Here is a 20,495-nt window from a genome sequence, read left to right on the forward strand (position 1 = left end):
CTTTCACATCAGGGGATTAATGGCGGCGATTATAGTGAAATCAGGCCCTCGCCGCACGCAAGACAGTGGCCGAGCAGACGGCCGCTTTAGGCAAGGCCGTCTCGCTCTATTTCCGTTTCGAGATCACTAAGAATGGCGACCACACGTTCGCTGGCTTTTTCCATTTGCTCCAGGTGGTTAATGGCTTGCGCACCATTACCATTGCGATGGCATTCAATGGCTTTGAAACCGTGTCGATGCACCGCTGCATGCGGCTCTTCTAAGCGTGCATAGCTGTTTAAATGACGATAACGTTGATAACCCAACCCTTCGTGATACCAGCGTCCAAGACGACAACTGGTGTCATCCGCCAGTTGTGCGTCAGATTCCGAGCCTTCGCTCCAAATGGTGTGGTACACCTTTGTCTTCCAGACGACGTGATCGAGCTTGACTGTCTCGATGAAGCTGCTGTTCGCAGTGGCGGTGAACGTGCGTGACACATGCTTTGACACATCACCGATCGACGTCACTTGCTGCGACACGTCTTGTACGTTGTCTGCCAGATCACCGCTGCGTGTGCCTACCGTGGTTATGCCCGTCGCCACCACATCAACTTCACCGCCAATGGTGGAAATCAGCGAGCCAATCTCCGCTGTGGCGTCGGCCGTTCGCTGCGCTAGCGTGCGCACTTCATCGGCCACTACGGCAAAGCCGCGCCCCTGCTCACCGGCCCGGGCGGCTTCAATGGCCGCATTTAACGCCAGCAAGTTGGTTTGCTCGGAAATCCCTTGAATAAGACCAACAAAGTTCTGAATACCACTGGCGACTTGCTTCAAACCCGACACCGCCTCGGACGCTTGCGAAGTGTCTTCACCAATGCTTTTTAGCTGCGCCATTAAGTGATCGAGGGTGACCCCAATACCAGCGACGTTTTCGATGGAATTAACGATCTCAGTATTTTTTTCTTCCATCTGCTCGGCGCTGGCCGCCATGGTGTTGCGAATCTGATCAAGCGCATCGGCGGATGAAAACCACAGATCTCGCAACGCCTGTAATTCATTGAGCTGCTCCAACCCGTATTCCGTGCGCATGTCTGCTACAACTTTCACTTTACGCAGCAGCTTGTTTTCACTTTCCAGTCGCTGCAAGCGCTCTTTTAACGCTTCCATTTCTGCCGACGGGCGTCGTTCTTTTTGCTGTCGCCACACAGATACGTCCTCCCTTACACATTGACGATGCTAGACCTGCACTGATTTGAGCTTAGCAGGCCAGACTGACGACGTCGGACAAATAGCGGGCACAAAAAAGCCGGGGCATGCCCCGGCTTTTTTTAGATCAGACTGAATTACCAGCCAGTCACTTCTTTCAGTGCTTCACCGATTTGCGCCAGAGAACGCACGGTTTTAACACCGGCATCTTCCAAAGCAGCAAATTTCTCATCAGCGGTACCTTTACCGCCAGAGATGATGGCACCGGCGTGACCCATGCGTTTACCTTTTGGTGCAGTTACACCAGCGATGTAAGACACAACAGGCTTAGTCACGTGCTCTTTGATGTAAGCGGCTGCTTCGTCTTCTGCCGAGCCACCGATTTCACCGATCATAACGATGGCTTCAGTCTTTGGATCGTTCTGGAACATTTCCAGAATGTCGATGAAGTTAGAGCCTGGGATCGGGTCACCACCGATACCAACACAGGTCGACTGACCGAAGCCGTAATCTGTGGTTTGCTTAACCGCTTCGTAAGTCAGGGTACCGGAGCGAGATACGATACCGACTTTACCTGGCAAGTGAATGTGGCCTGGCATAATGCCGATTTTACATTCACCTGGGGTGATCACACCTGGACAGTTAGGACCAATCAGACGAACACCCAGCTCATCACACTTGACCTTACATTCCAGCATGTCCATCACAGGGATGTGCTCAGTGATACATACAATCAGCTTGATGCCAGCGTGAGCGGCTTCCAGGATAGAATCCTTACAGAACGGTGCTGGCACGTAGATAACAGACGCTTCTGCGCCAGTCGCTTCGACCGCTTCTGCAACGGTATTAAACACTGGCAGACCCAGGTGCTCAGTACCGCCTTTGCCTGGGGTAACACCACCAACCATTTGCGTGCCGTAAGCAATGGCTTGCTCAGAGTGGAAAGTACCCTGACCGCCAGTGAAACCCTGACAGATCACTTTGGTGTCTTTGTTAATCAGAATAGCCATGTCTTAGTTCCCCGCTGCTTTAACTGCTTGAACTGCAGCGTCTGTTAAACTTTCTGCCGCGATGATGTCGAGGCCAGACTCATCCAGGACTTTTTTGCCCAGATCCGCATTGGTGCCTTCCAAGCGAACAACCACAGGAACATTCACGCCGACTTCTTTCACCGCGCCGATGATGCCTTCAGCGATCATGTCACAACGCACGATACCGCCAAAGATGTTCACCAGTACTGCCTTCACTTTGTCATCTGACAGGATCAATTTAAACGCGTGGGCAACACGTTCTTTGGTAGCACCGCCACCAACGTCGAGGAAGTTAGCTGGGAAACCGCCGTGCAGAGCCACCATGTCCATGGTGCCCATCGCCAGGCCAGCGCCGTTGACCATACAGCCAATGTTGCCATCCAGAGCGACGTAGTTCAGATCCCATTCCGCCGCTTCGGCTTCACGCGCATCTTCTTGCGATGGATCGTTCATTTCTTGCAGATCTTTGTGGCGGTACAACGCATTGCCATCAACGCCCAATTTGGCATCCAAGCAGTGCAGATCACCGTCTTCTTTGATCACCAGCGGATTCACTTCGATCAGCGCTAGGTCTTTTTCAACAAACAGTTGCGCCAGACCCATAAAGATCTTGGTGAACTGCTTGATTTGATCGCCTTGCAGGCCCAGCTTGAACGCCAACTCGCGGCCTTGGTAAGGCTGCGCGCCAGTCAGAGGATCGATGGTCGCTTTGAGGATCTTTTCTGGCGTTTCTTCCGCCACTTTTTCGATCTCAACACCGCCTTCCGTTGATGCCATAAACACGACACGACGGGTAGAACGGTCAACCACCGCGCCCAGGTACAGTTCGTTAGCGATATCGGTGCAGCTTTCTACCAGAATACGGCTGACAGGCTGACCATTTTCATCAGTCTGATAAGTAACCAGGTTTTGGCCCAACCACTTTTCAGCGAATTCTTTAATCTCTTCTTTGCTGGAAACCAGCTTCACGCCGCCCGCTTTACCGCGGCCACCGGCGTGTACTTGTGCTTTTACGACCCACTTGTCGCCGCCGATTTCATCGGCTGCTGCTACAGCTTCGTCTGCAGTTTGGGCTGCCACACCTTTTGACACAGGCAGACCATACTGAGCGAAAAGCTGCTTACCCTGATATTCGTGAAGGTTCATCGCTTTCGTCCTGTCTATCAGTTTTTGTCGGAGTACCCGACGTTTGTGATGCTGAACAACCGAACAACCGCCGATAAGCGGCGGTCGGTTCAGCTATAAAACAAGGCCCGGTTACCCGGGCCAGTGCCTTACTTCTTCTTCGGGCGACGATTCGCTTTGTGAATCGCCGCGTTGTTGACTGCCAGAGCCGCCTCGTGAACCGCTTCTGAAATCGTCGGATGAGAGAACACCATCATACCCATGTCTTCCGCGCTGGAGCCAAACTCCATCGCCACCACGACTTGCTGACACAGATCGCCGGCATTGGGGCCAATTACGCTGGCACCCAGAATGCGATCGGTTTCAGCATCGGCAATGATCTTCACAAAACCATCGGTATCCGCCGCCGCCATAGCACGACCATTGGCCGCAAATGGGAACATGCCCACGTTGTACGACTCACCGTCTGCCTTCAGCTCTTCTTCGGTTTTACCAACCCAGGCAATTTCTGGGTGAGTGTAAATCACCGAAGGAATCACATCGTAGTTCAACTGAGCTTTGTGGCCAGCGATACGCTCGGCGACCATCACACCCTCTTCCGATGCTTTGTGTGCCAGCATAGGGCCACGAACCACATCACCTACGGCCCACACGCCTGGCGCGTCGGTTTTGCAGGTTTCGTCGACGTGAATAAAGCCGCGCTCGTCGAGCTGAATGCCAGAGTCACCGGCAAACAGACCTTCGGTGTACGGGCGACGACCAACCGCAACGATCAGTTTGTCGAAGACTTCTGATTTCTCACCATCAGCGTCTTGGAAAGTCACGGTCACTTGGCCATCTTTCACTTCAGAACCGGTGACGCGTGCGCCCAGACGGATGTCCATGCCTTGCTTGGTGAACAGTTTTTTCGCTTCTTTGGCGACGGTCTGGTCTACCAAGTGCAGGAAGTTGTCCTGCGCTTCCAGAACGACCACTTCAGAGCCCAAACGACCCCAAACGCTGCCCAGCTCCAAACCAATGACACCGGCGCCGATAACACCCAAACGCTTAGGCACTTCGGTGAATTCCAGTGCACCCGTCGAATCAACAATAATGTCGTCCGTTAACGGCGCTGGCGGAATGTTCACTGGCACAGAACCGGTAGCAATGATCACGTTCTCAGCTTCCAGCACTTCGGTGCTGCCTGAGTGGCTGGTAAATTCGACTTTTTTGCCAGCCAAGATTTTACCGGTACCTTCCAGTGGCGTAACGCCATTGGCTTTAAACAGCGTCGCTACGCCCATGGTCAGATTTTTTACGATCTGATCTTTGCGCTTCAACATATCAGCAACGTTCATGCTGACGTCGCCAACACTGATGCCGTGCAAAGAGAATTTTTCTTTCGCTTCTTCGTACTTGTGCGAGCTATCCAACAAGGCCTTTGACGGAATACAGCCAACGTTCAAGCAGGTACCGCCGAAGACACCTTTGCCGTCTTTGTCCAACCACTTATCGATACAAGCGGTTTCTAACCCCAATTGCGCACAGCGGATAGCGGCTACGTAACCGGCTGGACCACCGCCAATGACAACTACATCAAACTTTTTGCTCATTACCAATCCTTAATTGTCGATTAAATGTCCAGCAACAAACGAGCCGGGTCTTCCAGCAGATCTTTGATGGTGACCAGGAACTGCACAGCTTCCTTACCATCAATCATACGGTGGTCATATGACACTGCGAGGTACATCATAGGCAAGATTTCTACCTGACCATTGACCGCCATCGGGCGCTCCTGGATTTTGTGCATACCCAGAATCGCAGTTTGCGGTGGGTTCAGAATCGGCGTTGACATCAGCGAGCCGAAGATACCGCCATTGGTGATGGTGAAAGTGCCGCCTTGCATGTCTTCAATGCCCAGCTTGCCTTCACGGCCGCGCTTAGCGAAGTCGCCAATAGTGCTCTCGATTTCAGCCAAGCCCATGCTGTCGCAGTCACGCAATACCGGCACGACCAGACCACGGTCGGTTGATACCGCCACGCCCACGTCCTGGTAACCGTGGTAGACCATGTCGTTACCGTCGATAGAAGCATTCACTGCCGGGAAGCGCTTCAGAGCTTCAGTCGCGGCCTTAACGAAGAAGGACATAAAGCCCAGTTTAACGCCGTGAGCTTTTTCAAACTGGTCTTTGTACTTTTTACGCAGATCCATGACCGGCTTCATGTTGACTTCGTTATAGGTCGTCAACATGGCGGCATTTTGTTGCGCTTCGACCAAACGCTTAGCGATGGTGGCACGCAGACGCGTCATCGGTACACGCTTTTCAACACGCTCACCTGCTGGTACAGCAGGCGCTGCTGCAGGCGCCGCGGCAGCAGGAGCCGCCTTGGGCGCAGACTTAAGATGGTTCAGCACGTCTTCTTTGGTCACACGGCCATCTTTACCCGTAGCTTTGATGTCCGCAGGGTTGATGTTGTTTTCATCAGCCAGCTTGCGCGCCGCTGGGCTTAAAATCACATCACCGGCATCAGCCGCCGGCGCAGACTCGGTCTCTGCTTGGGCTGGCGCTGCGTCTGATGGCTTGTCCGCTGAAGCTTCTACCGCGCCTTCAACAAATACGCCCAGTACTTCGTCACTCAGTACGACGTCGCCTTCCTGCTTGAGGATTTCTTTCATGGTACCGGCGGCAGGAGCCACCACCTCAAGCACAACCTTGTCGGTTTCAATATCAACCAACAGTTCATCACGCTCAACCGCCTCACCTGGCTGCTTGTGCCAGGTAGCAACGGTGCCGTCTGCTACGGACTCAGGAAAGGTGGGTGCTTTAATTTCGATGCTCATTTCGAGTTTTTCCTTCGTATTCTGCGTTTACCTAGCCCTGAAGCCCCAGAGCGTCACGGATCAATTTTTCTTGTTGCTCAAGATGCAACGCCATATAGCCTGCCGCTGGCGAAGCAGACGCCTTACGTCCAGCGTACTGCAAGTGAATGCCATCATTAATCGAAGACAATGCACGACGCATGTGGTGCTGACTGCTGTACCAAGCGCCCATATTCATCGGCTCTTCTTGCACCCAGAAGACTTCTTCGACATTGCTGTATTGCGACAACACAGCCGTCAGGTCGGCACCCGGGAACGGATACAATTGCTCGATACGAACAATAGCAACATCGTCAATTTCTTCGCTGCGACGACGCTCCAGCAAGTCGTAGTAGACCTTGCCAGCGCACATCAACACGCGCTTAACCTTGTTCTTATCCAGATCATCGATCTCATCGATCACGGTCTGGAATTTGCCATCGGCCAACTCTTCCAGCGTACTGGTCGCCAACTTATGACGCAGCAAGCTCTTCGGTGACATCACCACCAACGGCTTACGCAGTGGACGAATCACCTGGCGACGCAGCATGTGGTAGACCTGCGCCGGCGTTGATGGCACACAAATTTGAACATTGTGCTCAGCACACAGCTGTAGGTAGCGCTCCAAACGTGCTGACGAGTGCTCTGGACCTTGGCCTTCATAGCCGTGAGGCAGCAACATGGTCAAGCCGCACAAGCGGCCCCATTTGTGCTCACCACTGGAGATAAATTGGTCAAATACCACCTGGGCGCCATTGGCAAAATCACCAAACTGCGCTTCCCACACCACCAATGCGCTTGGCGTCGTGGTCGCGTAGCCATATTCGAAGGCCAGAACCGCCTCTTCAGATAGGAGCGAATCGTACAGGTTGAAAGGCGCCTGATCATCCGCAATATTGGCTAGCGGCACATAGCGACTTCCGTCTTTTTGATTGTGCAAAACCGCATGACGATGCGAGAAAGTACCACGCCCAACATCCTGACCGGTAATACGTACCGGATGGCCTTCTTCTACCAAGGTGGCGTAAGCCAATGTTTCGGCGAAACCCCAGTTGATCGGCAATGCACCGGCCGTCATTTTACGGCGGTCTTCCAGAATCTTGTTCACCTGACGCTGAACGGCAAAACCTTCAGGAACTTCCAACAACTTATTAGACAGATCTTGTAGCTTTTTCAGTTCAAAGCTGGTGTCCGAATCGGCGGTCCACTTGTGGCCCAGATACGGCTTCCAATCGACAAACAACTGATTGTTTGGCTCTTTCACCAGCGAGCGCACAACGTGCTGACCTTGATCCAACGCGCTGCGGTACTCTTCTTCCAAGTCCTTAGACTTGGCAGCATCCAATACACCTTGCTCAATCAAACGATTGGCATACAACTCGCGCGTGGTTTTTTGAGACTTAATTTTTGAGTACATCAACGGCTGAGTGCCGGATGGCTCGTCGGCCTCGTTGTGACCGCGACGACGGTAGCACACTAGATCAATCACGATGTCCTTCTTGAACTCGTTACGGTAGTCGACCGCCAACTGAGTAACAAACAACACCGCTTCTGGATCGTCGCCATTGACGTGCAAAATCGGTGCTTCAACGATTTTGGCAACATCGGTGCAGTATTCCGTCGAGCGCACATCTTCGCGCTTCGAGGTGGTAAAACCGACCTGGTTGTTGATCACGATGTGGATGGTGCCACCGGTTTTGTAGGCACGTGTTTGTGACAACTGGAAGGTTTCCATCACCACGCCCTGGCCGGCAAATGCGGCATCACCGTGAATCAGTACGGGCACCACTTGCTCACCGGCTTCGTCTTCACGGCGGTCTTGGCGAGCACGCACGGAGCCCTCAACCACTGGCGAGACGATTTCCAAGTGAGACGGGTTAAACGCCAGCGCCAAGTGCACTTCGCCACCAGGTGTCATCACATTGGAAGAAAAGCCCTGGTGGTATTTAACGTCACCGTGGGATTCGTATTGCGCTTTACCGTCAAACTCATCAAATAAGTCAGAGGTCTTTTTGCCAAGGATATTGATCAGGGTGTTCAGTCGGCCACGGTGCGCCATGCCGATGACGATTTCCTTGGCACCGTAAGTACCGCTGCGCTGAATTAACTCATCCATCAGCGGAATCATGCTTTCGCCACCTTCCAAGCCAAAGCGTTTAACACCCGGGTAGCGCGAGCCCAGGTATTTCTCCAACCCCTCTGCAGCCGTTAAGCGCTCGAGCAGGTGCAGCTTAACTTCTTCGCCGTATTTGGGATGGGCACGCACACTTTCCAAGCGCTGCTGAAACCAGCGTTGCTCAGCGGTGTTGACGATGTGCATGTATTCTGAACCGACGCTGTCACAGTAGGTGGCTTCCAGAGCGTCAACAATGGTTCTTAGATCAGATTCTTCATGGCCAATAAACAGCGATCCGGTTTGAAACTTGGTATCCAAATCGGCTGCAGACAAGCCGTGGAATGCCAGATCAAGATCAGGAACGTTTTCACGCTCCATCAATTCCAAAGGATCGAGTTTGGCGTGCTGGTGGCCTCGGCCACGGTACGCGTTTATCAGCTGCAGTACTTTGACTTGCTTGCGTTCAAAATCAGAGCTAACGCTGGCCGCTGAAGCTGGGCGAGCACGGTGCTGATTTTTAGATAACAGTAAAAACTGTTCACGGATCGGTTTGTGGGGGATATCGACGCTGGAAGATTCGTCGACGCGGGGGAGCTGGTCAAAATAGTTGCGCCATTCTTCGGGTACCTCGTTGGGATCTTTGAGGTAAGTTTCGAAGAGCTCCTCCACATAAGCAACATTGCCACCCGCCAATTGCGAGGTGCTCCATAGTTGCTCCATTGTCTGCTCGTGCATTGTGTATGACACCCTGATCATTGTGACTGCGAGAGTAACACCACAGAGTGCACGCACCAGCTCCAATGCAAGGCATGGTAGAGGGTCAACCGAATGGGTCGCGTTTCCTCTGAGGCGCAACGAGGATTCCTCGCCCCCTCAAGTTTAGGACTAGCTTAGTTAAGAGTGACGCTTTGTGGGCGCCATTCTTGAAAAAATGTTAACGCAAGTGAGCCGTGTGTCCAGCCCACTTACGTCTAATATTGCCAGGAACTGAATCGGCCCGCCCTTTACACCTGCTGAGACAGCAGCATGTTACGGATATGTCCGATTGCCCGCGTTGGGTTCAGACCCTTAGGGCAGACATTGACACAATTCATGACACCACGGCAACGGAATACGCTGAATGGATCACTCAGTTCCGCCAAACGCTCTGCAGTCGTGGTATCACGGCTGTCTGCCAAGAAGCGGTACGCTTGCAGCAAACCGGCCGGACCAACGAACTTATCTGGATTCCACCAAAACGATGGGCAGGACGTTGAGCAGCATGCACACAGAATGCACTCGTACAACCCATCCAGTTTTTCGCGCTCTTCCGGCGACTGCAAACGCTCAATGGCTGGCGCCGGCGTATTATTGCGCAAGAACGGCTTGACCTTCTCGTACTGCTTGTAGAACAAGCTCATATCGATAACCAGGTCACGAATTACTGGCATGCCCGGCAGAGGACGCAGCACCAGCTTATCCATTTTGCCATTGGTGGCTTCAGAGATCGGCGTAATACACGCCAGACCATTTTTACCGTTGATGTTCATACCGTCGGAGCCACAAACCCCTTCACGGCAAGAACGGCGGTAAGCCAACGTTGGATCCTGCTCTTTCACCAGAGCCAGAACATCCAAAATCATTACATCACGGTTGCCCGGAATAGTGATTTCGTAATCACGCATCACCGGTGCTTCGTCAGTCTCAGGGTTGTAGCGATAGATACTTACTAACATGTCATCACTCCCCGTTTAGTAGGTACGAACTTTAGGTGGAAACGCTGGTACGGTTTTCGGCTCAAAATTCACTGCGCGCTTGCCAATAGATTTGGTTTGCGGAATGTACAGTGAGTGGCACAACCAGTTTTCGTCGTCACGCTCGGTGTAGTCATTACGAGCATGCGCGCCACGCGATTCTTTACGCTCAGCTGCAGCAACCGCCGTTGAATAAGCAGTTTCAAACAGGTTATCCAGCTCCAGTGCTTCGATGCGCGCGGTATTAAAGGCAGAGCTCTTGTCGTCCAGCACGGTGTTTTGCACGCGCTGACCGATTTCTTCGAGCATTTTCAGACCTTTCTCCATGCTCTCGCCTTCACGGAATACACCGAAGTACAGCTGCATGGTTTTTTGCAAGTCCGCGCGAACATCGGCCACTTTTTCGCCTGTGGTCGAATTATTCAGACGATTCAGGCGAGCCATGGCACGCTCGATGTCTTCTTCGCTGGCGTCCTGGGTTTCGAAGCCATCACGGAAGTTTTGTTCCACCTGCAGGCCAACCGCACGGCCAAACACCACCAAGTCGAGCAGTGAGTTACCGCCCAAGCGATTCGCACCGTGTACAGACACACAAGCAATTTCGCCCGCCGCATACAGGCCTTCAACAACAACATCATTGCCGTTTTCGTCTTGCGTCAGTGCCTGACCGCCAATATTGGTCGGGATACCACCCATCATGTAGTGACAAGTTGGTACCACTGGGATCGGCTCTTTGACTGGATCAGCGTGAGCAAAGGTACGCGACAGTTCAAGAATACCTGGCAACTTGGCGTTCAAGGTTTCTTCGCCCAGGTGATCCAGCTTCAGGAATACATGGTCGCCGTCTTCACCGCAGCCACGGCCTTCCAAAATTTCCATTACCATGGAGCGCGCAACTACGTCGCGACCCGCCAGGTCTTTGGCATTTGGAGCGTAACGTTCCATAAAGCGCTCACCGTCTTTATTGATCAGGTAACCACCTTCACCACGACAGCCTTCGGTCACCAGAACACCGGCACCAGCAATACCCGTTGGGTGGAACTGCCACATCTCCATGTCTTGCATTGGCACGCCCGCACGCAGCGCCATGCCAACACCGTCACCCGTGTTGATCAAGGCGTTGGTAGTGGACTGATAGATACGACCCGCACCACCGGTCGCCAGCACTGTGGCTTTGGCCTTGATGTAAACGGTTTCGCCCGATTCGATATCGATGGCGATCACACCGGCCACCTGACCTTGTGAATTTTTCACCAGATCCACGGCATACCATTCATTAAGGAAGGTAGTACCGCCCTTCAGGTTACCTTGATACAAGGCGTGCAACAGAGCATGGCCAGTACGGTCAGCGGCTGCACAGGTACGCGCTGCTTGCGTTGGATTATCCGGACCTTTCGACTGACCGCCGAATGGACGCTGATAAATACGACCTTCTTCGGTACGAGAGAACGGCAGACCCATGTGCTCGAGTTCAAATACCGCTTGAGGACCGACTGAACACATATATTCAATCGCGTCTTGGTCGCCAATGTAGTCCGACCCTTTTACGGTGTCGTACATGTGCCAGCGCCAATCGTCGTTAGGATCAGCAGACGCAATCGCACAGGTAATACCACCTTGAGCAGATACCGTATGAGAGCGTGTTGGGAATACTTTTGTAACACAGGCCGTCTTGATGCCTGATTCCGTCAATTGCAGCGCGGCACGCATGCCTGCACCACCACCACCGATTACGATGGCATCAAAGGACATAGTTCGAATTTTAGCCATGACTTACACACCCCACAGAATATCAATACCCCAAACCAGATAGGTGAACAGGAACGCTGCACACACAAACTGGAACGCAAAGCGAATACCCGCTGCTTTGAGATAGTCGGTTGATACGGTCCACATGCCGACCCACGCATGGGCGCACAGGGAAATCAGGGCTGCCAGAGAGAAGACCTTCATCCACGTTTGTGAAAACAGGTCTTGCCACTGAGCGTATTGCAGATCAGGCGATGCAATCAGAAAACCGAGAATAAACAGAGTGTACAGCGCCAGCACTACTGCACTGATACGCTGGATCATCCAGTCGTAAAGGCCGCTGCGACCTAAATTCGTAATACTTGCTACCATACCCAAACTCCTGCCAGAACAATCACAATCACACCACCGGCCAGTGTAATGATGGCGCCAGTGCGACCGCCTTCTTTGGTTTCACCAATGCCCATATCCATCACCAAGTGCTTAATGCCAGCAACAAAGTGATAACCCAGGGCGGAAACGATGCCCCAAGCAATGAATTTAACCAGGCCATGGTCAAAAGCGGCTTTCAATTCAGCAAAGCTGGCTTCAGATTCCAGCGACATAGACAAAGCTGCCAACATAAATGCCACCGCGAAAAACAGGATCACGCCTGAGATACGGTGCAAAATGGACGCCTTGCCGGGCAGCGGGAGCTGAATGGTAGTCAGGTCTAGATTTACAGGTCTATTGCTATTCACGGCTCTAAACACTCTCTTTTTGGCAACCCTGGCAGTGTTCGCCGGGCAGCTCAGTCTCAAGAATTCAACCCTTTCTTGTATAAGTCTTGCACAAGTTTCAGGTTGCGACAAATTATAGTCACCAGAGGTCAGATTTACAATCGACGACAAAGGGAATACGGCCGATAGCGCGCTAAATCTATTCGCCCAGTCAAGCGACTTGCATCAATAGCTCGGCAACTATACTAGAGCAACCTGAGGGCAGCAGCCCGACTGCTGAGGAATTGACAAACGAGGTACAGCACATATAGTTGGCCCCTCAAATTTAGGTAACGCCCTGTTTTTTGGGCGTAAAAACGATAACAGCAGGAGGCCGCAACCATGGCTGACAAGAAAGCAACTCTGAAGGTCGATGGCATCGACGAGGCACTGGAACTTCCCGTCTATGAAGGCACCGTGGGCCCCGACGTCGTTGACGTTCGCAGTCTGACCGGAAAAGGCCTGTTCACTTACGACCCTGGCTTTGTTTCGACGGCCGCCACTGAATCGAAAATCACCTACATCGACGGCGCCGCCGGTGTTCTGTTACACCGCGGTTACCCAATCGAGCAACTGGCAGAGAAATCTGACTACCTGGAAACTTGCTTCCTATTGCTGCACGGCGAACTGCCAAGCGACGAGCAAAAAGCGCAGTTTGTTAGCACCATTAAAAACCACACCATGGTGCACGAGCAGCTGAGCCACTTCTTTAATGGCTTCCGTCGCGACGCACACCCTATGGCGGTAATGTGCGGCGTGGTTGGCGCCCTGTCTGCGTTCTATCACGATTCGCTGGATATTCATGACGAGCACCACCGCCTGGTATCAGCGCATCGTTTGATCGCTAAAATGCCAACCCTGGCCGCCATGGTGTACAAATACAGCATTGGCCAGCCGTTTATGTACCCGCGCAACGAGCTGAGCTACTCAGAAAACTTCCTACACATGATGTTCAACACACCGTGTGAAGAGAAAGAAGTTAGCCCAATTTTGGCCAAGGCCATGGATCGCATCTTCTTGCTGCACGCCGATCACGAGCAAAATGCTTCTACATCAACCGTGCGCCTGGCTGGCTCTACCGGTGCCAACCCATTTGCGTGTATCGCCTCCGGCATCGCGGCACTGTGGGGCCCAGCTCATGGCGGCGCCAACGAAGCCGTACTGAACATGCTGAATGAAATCGGCGATGAGTCCAACATCGACAAATTTATCGCTAAAGCTAAAGACAAGGACGATCCATTCCGTCTGATGGGCTTTGGCCATCGCGTCTACAAAAACTTCGACCCTCGCGCCAAGGTGATGAAGCAAACGTGTGACGAAGTATTGGCAGAGCTGGGCATGGAAAATGATCCGTTGCTGAAGATCGCCATGAAACTGGAAAAAATCGCCACCGAAGACGAGTACTTCGTGAAACGCGGTCTATATCCAAACGTCGACTTCTACTCAGGCATCATCCTGAAAGCCATCGGCATCCCAACTGAGCTGTTCACCGTGATTTTTGCCACCGGCCGTACTCCTGGCTGGATCGCACACTGGAATGAAATGATCAGTGAAGGCTACCGCATCGGCCGCCCTCGCCAGCTATACACTGGCCACACCAAGCGCGACTACCCCGCTTAACCCTAAAAAGCCGCTCATCGAGCGGCTTTTTTATTGCAACCCAAGAAGGAAAATGAATGGCCAACCTGTGCTTTATCGGTTTAGGCACCATGGGCTACCCCATGGCCGGACATCTCGCCAATGCAGGACACACCGTCTCTGTATGGAATCGCACTCACAGCACCGCGCAGCAGTGGTCCAGCGAATACCAAGGCAGCGCCCATGACACCATCGCCGCCGCCGTCAAAGACGCCGATGCCGTATTATTGTGCGTGGGGCGTGACAGTGACGTTAGAGACCTGATGTGCCGCGAAGCCTGCATCCTCGCGCACGCAAGACCAGGCACTTTGGTGGTCGACCACACCACTACTTCCAGCACTCTGGCTCAGGAACTGCACCAGCTGTGCCAGCAACAGCAGGTCGATTTTGTCGACGCCCCGGTTTCCGGCGGCCAACAAGGCGCCATCAATGGCCAGTTAAGCCTGATGGTCGGCTGCGACGAAGCGGTATACGCCAAGCTGGTTGAGCTGACCCAGCCCTACACCAAAGCCATCGAACGCATGGGAGCCGCAGGCGCCGGACAAGCGACCAAGATGGTCAATCAGATATGCATCGCCGGCGTGCTACAAGGCCTGTCCGAAGGTCTATTGATGGCGCAAAAGCAAAACCTCGATATCAACAAGGTGGTCAGTGTCATCAGTCAAGGGGCCGCCGGTAGTTGGCAAATGGTCAACCGCCATCAAACCATGGACGCCGATGACTACGACCACGGCTTTGCTATCGACTGGATGCGCAAAGATTTGGGTATTTGCCTCGACGAGGCCAAGCAGCTGGGCGTGAGCTTGCCGTTAACGGCACTGGTCGATCAGTTTTATGCCGAGCTGCAGAATCTGGGCAAAGGCCGCGCGGACACATCGGCACTGCTGCACCGCATGCGCCAGCTCAATCCGGACCAGTAACACAACCAAGAAACAAGGCCACAAAAGGTTGGGCGCACTGCGCCCATACCTCAACTATGCTTGCAGCTGAGCCCTGACTCACCCGATTCCGGCGATTGATAAGGACAGCCTATGGACAAGCCCGACCGCCGCAGCCTGGCTGCCAACTCTCGCAGCGAAGAACAGCTGGACTGGAGCCAAATCAGCGAAACCCTAACGCTCCTGGCACTGGCCGTCAGCCAGATTGATACCTCCCTGCATGAAAGCAGCGACAGCATCAACCAGTTGACGCAACAGTTTGCAGCCATCGCCGGTGACGCCCAGCAATTGCAGCAGCTGTGCTCTGGAGAAACACAGCAGCAAGCGCATGCACTGGCCACCAACATCCAAAGCAGTGTGCAGCAATCTGTGGTCAGCTTTCAGTTTTATGATCGCTTATGCCAGCGTCTGGAACACGTGAGCGACAGCCTGGAACAGATGGGCCACCTCATTGCTCACCCGCAGCAACGCTATCAGCAACGTGCCTGGCAAAGCCTGCAGCAAGACATCAAGTCGAACTACACAATGGAGGCCGAACGCCTGATGTATGAGTACATCCTCGCTGGCCATACCATTGCCGAAGCCCTACAGATTTATCGCCATCATTTTCAGCATGGTAACAATGACACCCAAGGCACGGATGACGAAATCGAGTTTTTTTAGCGCACCACGTCGACGCTTTGTCCAACTGCCAGAGAATCCAGCTGTTGATGGATCGCATTTTGGCCAAAGATAATTTTGCCATCGACCCGATAGTGCTCTTTTAATGCATCCAACACATCACCTTGGCGCTCAAGTGAGTCCATATCCCGTGTTGGAATAACGCAGCGAGCACACAGTTTAACCACATCAAGATGACCATTGCTCAAATTCAAGGTGCGCCACTGGTACTCATCCAGATGCGGAATATCCTCCCCAGACAACACCACATTCGGGCGAAAACGTCGCATATCAACCGTGCGCTGTAACAGCTCACTAAGAAAATCCAAGCTATTTTGATTCACCACCAATAACGGAAATCCGTCCGCAAACCCTACTTGGCGATCACCAGAGCTGTATTTGGCAGTGACCAAACGCTCACTGTGCTCGTCCATATACGCCAAGCGACAGGCACGCCCCAAAAATTCTGACAGACGATCATGCACCGCTTGAGCGGCCAAGCGCGCAGAAACGACGTCGCCCCACACTTCAACGTCCGCTCGTTCCTCACTCAGGCTCACTTCCATAGGCGCCTGACCCGGCAAGGTAATAACCAATGCTTCTCCTTGGTAGTGCGCTTGAATTCTGGCCATTTGTGGCAGCTGGCGTTGGCTTAAAAATTTGCCTTGCTCATTCACCAGCATATAGCGTCGGTCACCGACTGGACCCAGGGCATCCAATTCAAAGTGCTCAACCTCCACCGGCGCACAGGATTTAATCGGGTAAATAAATAAGCGTTCGATGGTCGCCATGAGACATCCTTGCAATAGAATTAAAAAAGCCGGCATAGGCCGGCTCATGATTATCAACAAAACGCTGCGACTTGCCAGTCAACAACCCGTGAGAAATTAGTCAGAAGGCGCTTCCATACCAAGCTTAACGCGCATCAAACGCTGCACTTCTGTGGTCATTGCCTCCGGTGCAAACTTCGATAAAAAGCCATCACAGCCGACTTTTTTAACCATGGCGCGGTTAAAACTGCCCGACAACGATGTGTGCAAAATAATGGTGGTGCCTTTTAATTGCGGATCTCGACGAATTTCAGTGGTCAACATATAGCCATCCATTTCTGGCATCTCAGCATCGGTAATGATCATCACCAGATCATTTTCCAGATCCTTGCCCTGCTCTTTCCAGTGCATCAGCATTTGGTAGGCTTCCAAGCCATTATTGGCTTCCACGATATTGAGCCCCATTGGGGTCAGTACCTGCTTCATTTGTCCCAACGCCACGTGCGAGTCATCGACGATCAAGATGTCTTTGCCCTTAATACGCGCCAGCAACTCTTGGTCGTATAAGTCTTCCGATAAATCCAGATCGTACGGCGCGATTTCCGCCAGCACTTTTTCGACATCGATGATTTCAACGATGCGCTCTTCGATGCGAGTAATGGCGGTGAGGTAGTGATTGCGACCGGAACCACCGGGCGGTGGTAAAATCTCGTTCCAGTTCATATTGACGATGCGATCGACACCGCCGACCAAAAACGCCTGCACCGTCATGTTGTATTCCGTCACAATGATGGTGGCTTCTTCTTCAGTGGTTTTCAGCGGGCCCATTTGAATGGCGTGGCGCAAGTCCACCACTGGCACCGTCTGGCCACGCAGGTGGGTGACGCCGCGCACGACGGGATGCCTATCAGGCATTTTGGTCAGCGCCGGCAAGCGCATCACTTCCTGCACTTTAAATACATTGATGGCGAACAGCTGAGTACCGCCCAAATGAAACAGCAGCAGTTCTAGGCGATTCTGCCCCACCAACTGTGTTCTGGCGTCTACGCTGCTCAAGACTCCACTCATGTCGCACTCCGCAATACAATTTTCTCTAAAGTGTAGACAAGCACCACAAAAAAGCGCGCCAAAGCCGTTACACTGAGGTAGACACCAATGATGGACTGCGCATGAATCAAGATCCACCACCACTGCTTGCCCGCCAACCCATTCTCGACACCAATCTGCAGGTGGTCGCCTATGAGTTGCTGTATCGCCCACTGCCGCCGCTCGATCAACAAGCGCAGGTATTATCGGGCGATCAGGCAACACGTGATGTGATGGTGAGCGCATTTCACGACCTTGGCATTCAACAGGTGACCGGCGGCCTGCCCGCCTACATCAACTTCACCGAGCATTGGCTGCAGAACCCGCCGCTGCTGCCACCCGATGCATTGGTGGCGGAAGTCATTGAGTACACGGAAGCCACGGCGCCCAACATCGAAGCACTGCAAAGGCTGCGACACTACGGCTACCGAGTAGCGCTGGATGACTTCTCCGCCACCGAAGCACAAACTCTGATGCTGCCTTTGGCCGATATTGTAAAAGTCGACCTGCGCCTGATTGATGATTTGCAGCAAGTAGAGATCTTATTCAAACGCCATTTCGATGAGCGCCAAATATGGTTGGCGGAGAAGGTAGAAAACCACGAAGAGTTTGAGTTCTGTCGTGAGCTTGGCTTTTCTCTGTTTCAGGGCTACTTCTTTGATCGCCCCAAGCCACTGTTCGGAAAACGACTGGCCGACAACAAGGTCGCCGTGTTGCAACTGCTGCAGGTTCTGAATCAGCCAGACGTCAATATCGATTCCGTGGTAACACTGCTGCACAGCGAGCCGCAACTGAGCTTCAAACTGCTGCAACTGGTGAACTCCGCCGCCGTCGGCTGCGTGACCACCATCTCCTCCATTCGCCACGCCCTAGTGCTGGTCGGGCTGGACCGCATTCGCTCATGGACCAACATTTTGGCGCTGGGCCGCCTGGACGATAAACCAATGGCACTGCGTGAACAGGCACTGGTGCGCGCGCACTGCTGCCAGCTGCTGGCGGAACGCGCCGGTCTGGAAGCCGATGCCGCATTTACTCTGGGACTGTTCTCTTTGTTAGACGCCTTTACTGACCTGCCAATGAGCGACATTTGCCAGCGCCTACGTTTTTCCCACGAACTCAGCCAGGCACTGCTTCAACAACAAGGGCATTACGGCTGGCTGCTGCGCACCCTGCACTGCATTGAGCGCGGCGCCTGGGATCAACTGGAGTGGCCACTGTTGCAAGGGCACACCATTGATCGGGCCGTATTGCACCACAGTTATCGTCAGGCCATCGACGATACGCGTGCGTTATTACTGCAGCTGGGCGATATCAATCCGGATAACCAGTAATATCGCGAATCGAGCGATACAAGGGTTGCAAGCGGCGATACATTTTCTGATACACCTCACGATACAGTCGATCGTACAAGCGCACGGTCGGCAAGTGAGGTTCAAATACGTCCCCGACCCGAGTCATGGCATCGGTGGCAGCGCGGTAATCGTCGTACCAACCCAGCCCGACGGCACAATTGATGGCGGCTCCCAAACCCGACGCCTCAAAAGTGTGCGGCCGCTCTGCTGCCATGCCAAAGATATCCGCCGTCAGCTGCATGGCCGCATTGCTTTGTGAACCGCCGCCCGACACACGCAAGCGCGTGATCGGCACTTTACTGCGTTTTTCGATTTGCTCTTTGCCTTGGCGCAGCTCATACGCCAGCCCTTCCAAAATGGCGCGGTAGACGTGGGAGCGCTTGTGAACGTCGCCAAAACCAATCAGTGCCCCTTTCCCTTCCGGGCCTGGCTGCCTAACTCCAGGCGACCAATAGGGCTGCATCATCAACCCCATGGAACCGGCCGGCACCTGATTTAGCAGTTCATCAAACAGTTGCTCGGCCTCCAAGCCCAGCTCCTTAGCCTTGCGCTGCTCGTAATGAGCAAACTCCTGCTTAAACCAACTCACCATCCAAAAGCCGCGGTATACCATCATCTCGGTGTTGTAGTGCCCGGGCATGGCAGCGGTATAAGGTGGAATAAAAGGCACCGTTTCTACATAACGCGACGTGGTGGTATTGATCGTCGCGGTGGTGCCATAGCTCAGGCAGCCAATGTGCGCATCGGTGCCGCCAGCGCCCAGCACCTCACACGCTTTGTCCGAGGCCGCCGCAATCAATGGCAGCCCAACAGGCAACCCGGTTAACTCTGCAGCTTTTTCACTAATGGCGCCTAGTGGCTCACCCGGGCGCACCAGTTCGGGCATCATCTGGCGTTTCGCCGCCAGCAGCTTCCATTTCAAATCGCTGGGCTTGGCCCAACATTGGCGGCGATAATCGTATGGCAAATAGCCGACGATGGAGCCCGTGGAGTCGCGTAACTGGCCGGTAAGCTGATAGGTCAAATAGGCCGATAGATTCACGTAATAGGCGGTGCGGCGCCACACGTCCGGCTCATGCTGCGCCAGCCAATTGTCTCTGGCTTTGGCGCGCAGCTCATCGATCACCGGCGTCAGGCGCAAAACCTTGGTGAGCAGCCCCCATACTCCGCCAAGCGGACCTTCTGGGGTGGCTTTGCGCTGATCCATCCACACGATGGCGGGACGCAGCGGTTGCATCTGTGCATCTAGGTTGATCATGGTGTAGCGCTGAGTCGTCAGCGACACGCCGGCAATATCACTGGGGCTGACAATACCCTGAGCCCACAATTGCTGAAATGCCGACTGCAATGACTGCCAATAATAATCTGGCTGCTGCTCGGCCCAGCCGGGGTGCTGCGATACATAGGCTTCGAGTTCGACCTTGCTTTTGGCGATCTCGTTACCAGTGCGATCAAACACCAATACGCGCACGCTTTGAGTGCCATTGTCGATGGCCAGAACGTAGTCAGCCAT

17 protein-coding genes and 1 pseudogene are annotated in these 20,495 nt (G+C 53.4%); 4 read left to right on the forward strand and 14 right to left on the reverse strand.

The features are described 5' to 3' along the window. Positions 1-86 precede the first annotated feature (86 nt). The 11 genes and pseudogenes from CHH28_RS20665 to sdhC form a co-directional block, all read right to left on the reverse strand. A complete protein-coding gene (locus CHH28_RS20665) occupies positions 87-521 on the reverse strand; it encodes a CZB domain-containing protein (protein ID WP_233243866.1) in 435 nt (144 codons plus the stop codon). Continuing rightward, positions 507-1,148, reverse strand: a pseudogene (locus CHH28_RS20670) (methyl-accepting chemotaxis protein); the annotation flags it as partial. The pseudogene CHH28_RS20670 and the gene CHH28_RS20665, both read right to left, overlap by 15 nt. Before the next feature lie 176 nt (positions 1,149-1,324). After that, positions 1,325-2,197 (reverse strand): succinate--CoA ligase subunit alpha, encoded by an 873-nt coding sequence (sucD, locus tag CHH28_RS15610; RefSeq protein WP_094061186.1) that lies wholly within the window; start codon positions 2,195-2,197, stop codon positions 1,325-1,327. A gap of 3 nt (positions 2,198-2,200) precedes the next feature. Continuing rightward, positions 2,201-3,364, reverse strand: coding sequence for an ADP-forming succinate--CoA ligase subunit beta (sucC, locus tag CHH28_RS15615; protein ID WP_094061187.1), 1,164 nt, complete (start codon positions 3,362-3,364; stop codon positions 2,201-2,203). Positions 3,365-3,492: 128 nt separating this feature from the next. After that, a complete protein-coding gene (gene lpdA, locus CHH28_RS15620) occupies positions 3,493-4,935 on the reverse strand; it encodes a dihydrolipoyl dehydrogenase (protein WP_094061188.1) in 1,443 nt (480 codons plus the stop codon). Between the two features lie 20 nt (positions 4,936-4,955). Then, entirely contained in the window at positions 4,956-6,164 is a 1,209-nt protein-coding gene (gene odhB, locus CHH28_RS15625; protein ID WP_094061189.1) for a 2-oxoglutarate dehydrogenase complex dihydrolipoyllysine-residue succinyltransferase, read from the reverse strand. Positions 6,165-6,195: 31 nt separating this feature from the next. Then, complete coding sequence (locus CHH28_RS15630) at positions 6,196-9,033, reverse strand: 2-oxoglutarate dehydrogenase E1 component (RefSeq protein WP_094061190.1); 2,838 nt, start codon at positions 9,031-9,033, stop codon at positions 6,196-6,198. Between the two features lie 269 nt (positions 9,034-9,302). Beyond that, positions 9,303-10,013: a succinate dehydrogenase iron-sulfur subunit gene (locus CHH28_RS15635; RefSeq protein ID WP_094061191.1), complete on the reverse strand. Its 711-nt coding sequence runs from the start codon at positions 10,011-10,013 to the stop codon at positions 9,303-9,305. A 15-nt stretch (positions 10,014-10,028) separates the two neighbouring features. Beyond that, on the reverse strand, positions 10,029-11,801 hold the full coding sequence (gene sdhA / locus CHH28_RS15640) for a succinate dehydrogenase flavoprotein subunit (protein WP_094061192.1): 1,773 nt from the start codon (positions 11,799-11,801) through the stop codon (positions 10,029-10,031). A gap of 3 nt (positions 11,802-11,804) precedes the next feature. Then, positions 11,805-12,152 carry a succinate dehydrogenase, hydrophobic membrane anchor protein gene (gene sdhD / locus CHH28_RS15645; RefSeq protein WP_094061193.1) on the reverse strand — a complete coding sequence of 116 codons (348 nt, stop codon included), beginning with the start codon at positions 12,150-12,152 and terminating at the stop codon, positions 11,805-11,807. Beyond that, on the reverse strand, positions 12,146-12,520 hold the full coding sequence (gene sdhC / locus CHH28_RS15650; protein WP_094061194.1) for a succinate dehydrogenase, cytochrome b556 subunit: 375 nt from the start codon (positions 12,518-12,520) through the stop codon (positions 12,146-12,148). Before sdhC ends, sdhD begins: the two co-directional genes overlap by 7 nt. Before the next feature lie 360 nt (positions 12,521-12,880). On the opposite strand from sdhC, the gene gltA reads away from it, so the two are divergent. The 3 genes from gltA to CHH28_RS15665 all read left to right on the forward strand — a co-directional run bounded on the left by gltA (position 12,881) and on the right by CHH28_RS15665 (position 15,777). Continuing rightward, the gene (gene gltA, locus CHH28_RS15655; RefSeq protein WP_094061195.1) at positions 12,881-14,158 is read left to right on the forward strand and encodes a citrate synthase; all 1,278 of its coding nucleotides are present in this window, start codon (positions 12,881-12,883) and stop codon (positions 14,156-14,158) included. A gap of 56 nt (positions 14,159-14,214) precedes the next feature. Beyond that, on the forward strand, positions 14,215-15,096 hold the full coding sequence (locus CHH28_RS15660; protein WP_094061196.1) for an NAD(P)-dependent oxidoreductase: 882 nt from the start codon (positions 14,215-14,217) through the stop codon (positions 15,094-15,096). A 111-nt stretch (positions 15,097-15,207) separates the two neighbouring features. Continuing rightward, entirely contained in the window at positions 15,208-15,777 is a 570-nt protein-coding gene (locus tag CHH28_RS15665; RefSeq protein ID WP_094061197.1) for a hypothetical protein, read from the forward strand. Here CHH28_RS15665 and CHH28_RS15670 read toward each other — a convergent pair. Together CHH28_RS15670 and CHH28_RS15675 are read right to left on the reverse strand one after the other, a co-directional pair. Further along, the gene (locus CHH28_RS15670; RefSeq protein WP_199243925.1) at positions 15,774-16,565 is read right to left on the reverse strand and encodes an MOSC domain-containing protein; all 792 of its coding nucleotides are present in this window, start codon (positions 16,563-16,565) and stop codon (positions 15,774-15,776) included. The genes CHH28_RS15665 and CHH28_RS15670 overlap by 4 nt on opposite strands. A 96-nt stretch (positions 16,566-16,661) precedes the next feature. Further along, the gene (locus CHH28_RS15675) at positions 16,662-17,612 is read right to left on the reverse strand and encodes a chemotaxis protein CheV (protein ID WP_094061199.1); all 951 of its coding nucleotides are present in this window, start codon (positions 17,610-17,612) and stop codon (positions 16,662-16,664) included. Between the two features lie 101 nt (positions 17,613-17,713). On the opposite strand from CHH28_RS15675, the gene CHH28_RS15680 reads away from it, so the two are divergent. Next, positions 17,714-18,961, forward strand: coding sequence for an EAL and HDOD domain-containing protein (locus CHH28_RS15680; protein WP_233243633.1), 1,248 nt, complete (start codon positions 17,714-17,716; stop codon positions 18,959-18,961). Here CHH28_RS15680 and CHH28_RS15685 read toward each other — a convergent pair. Beyond that, positions 18,942-20,495, reverse strand: a complete 1,554-nt coding sequence (locus CHH28_RS15685) for an FGGY-family carbohydrate kinase (RefSeq protein ID WP_094061200.1) — start codon at positions 20,493-20,495, stop codon at positions 18,942-18,944. The two genes, CHH28_RS15680 and CHH28_RS15685, sit on opposite strands and share 20 nt — an antisense overlap.

Source organism: Bacterioplanes sanyensis, assembly GCF_002237535.1.
GTDB lineage: Bacteria > Pseudomonadota > Gammaproteobacteria > Pseudomonadales > Oceanobacteraceae > Bacterioplanes > Bacterioplanes sanyensis_A.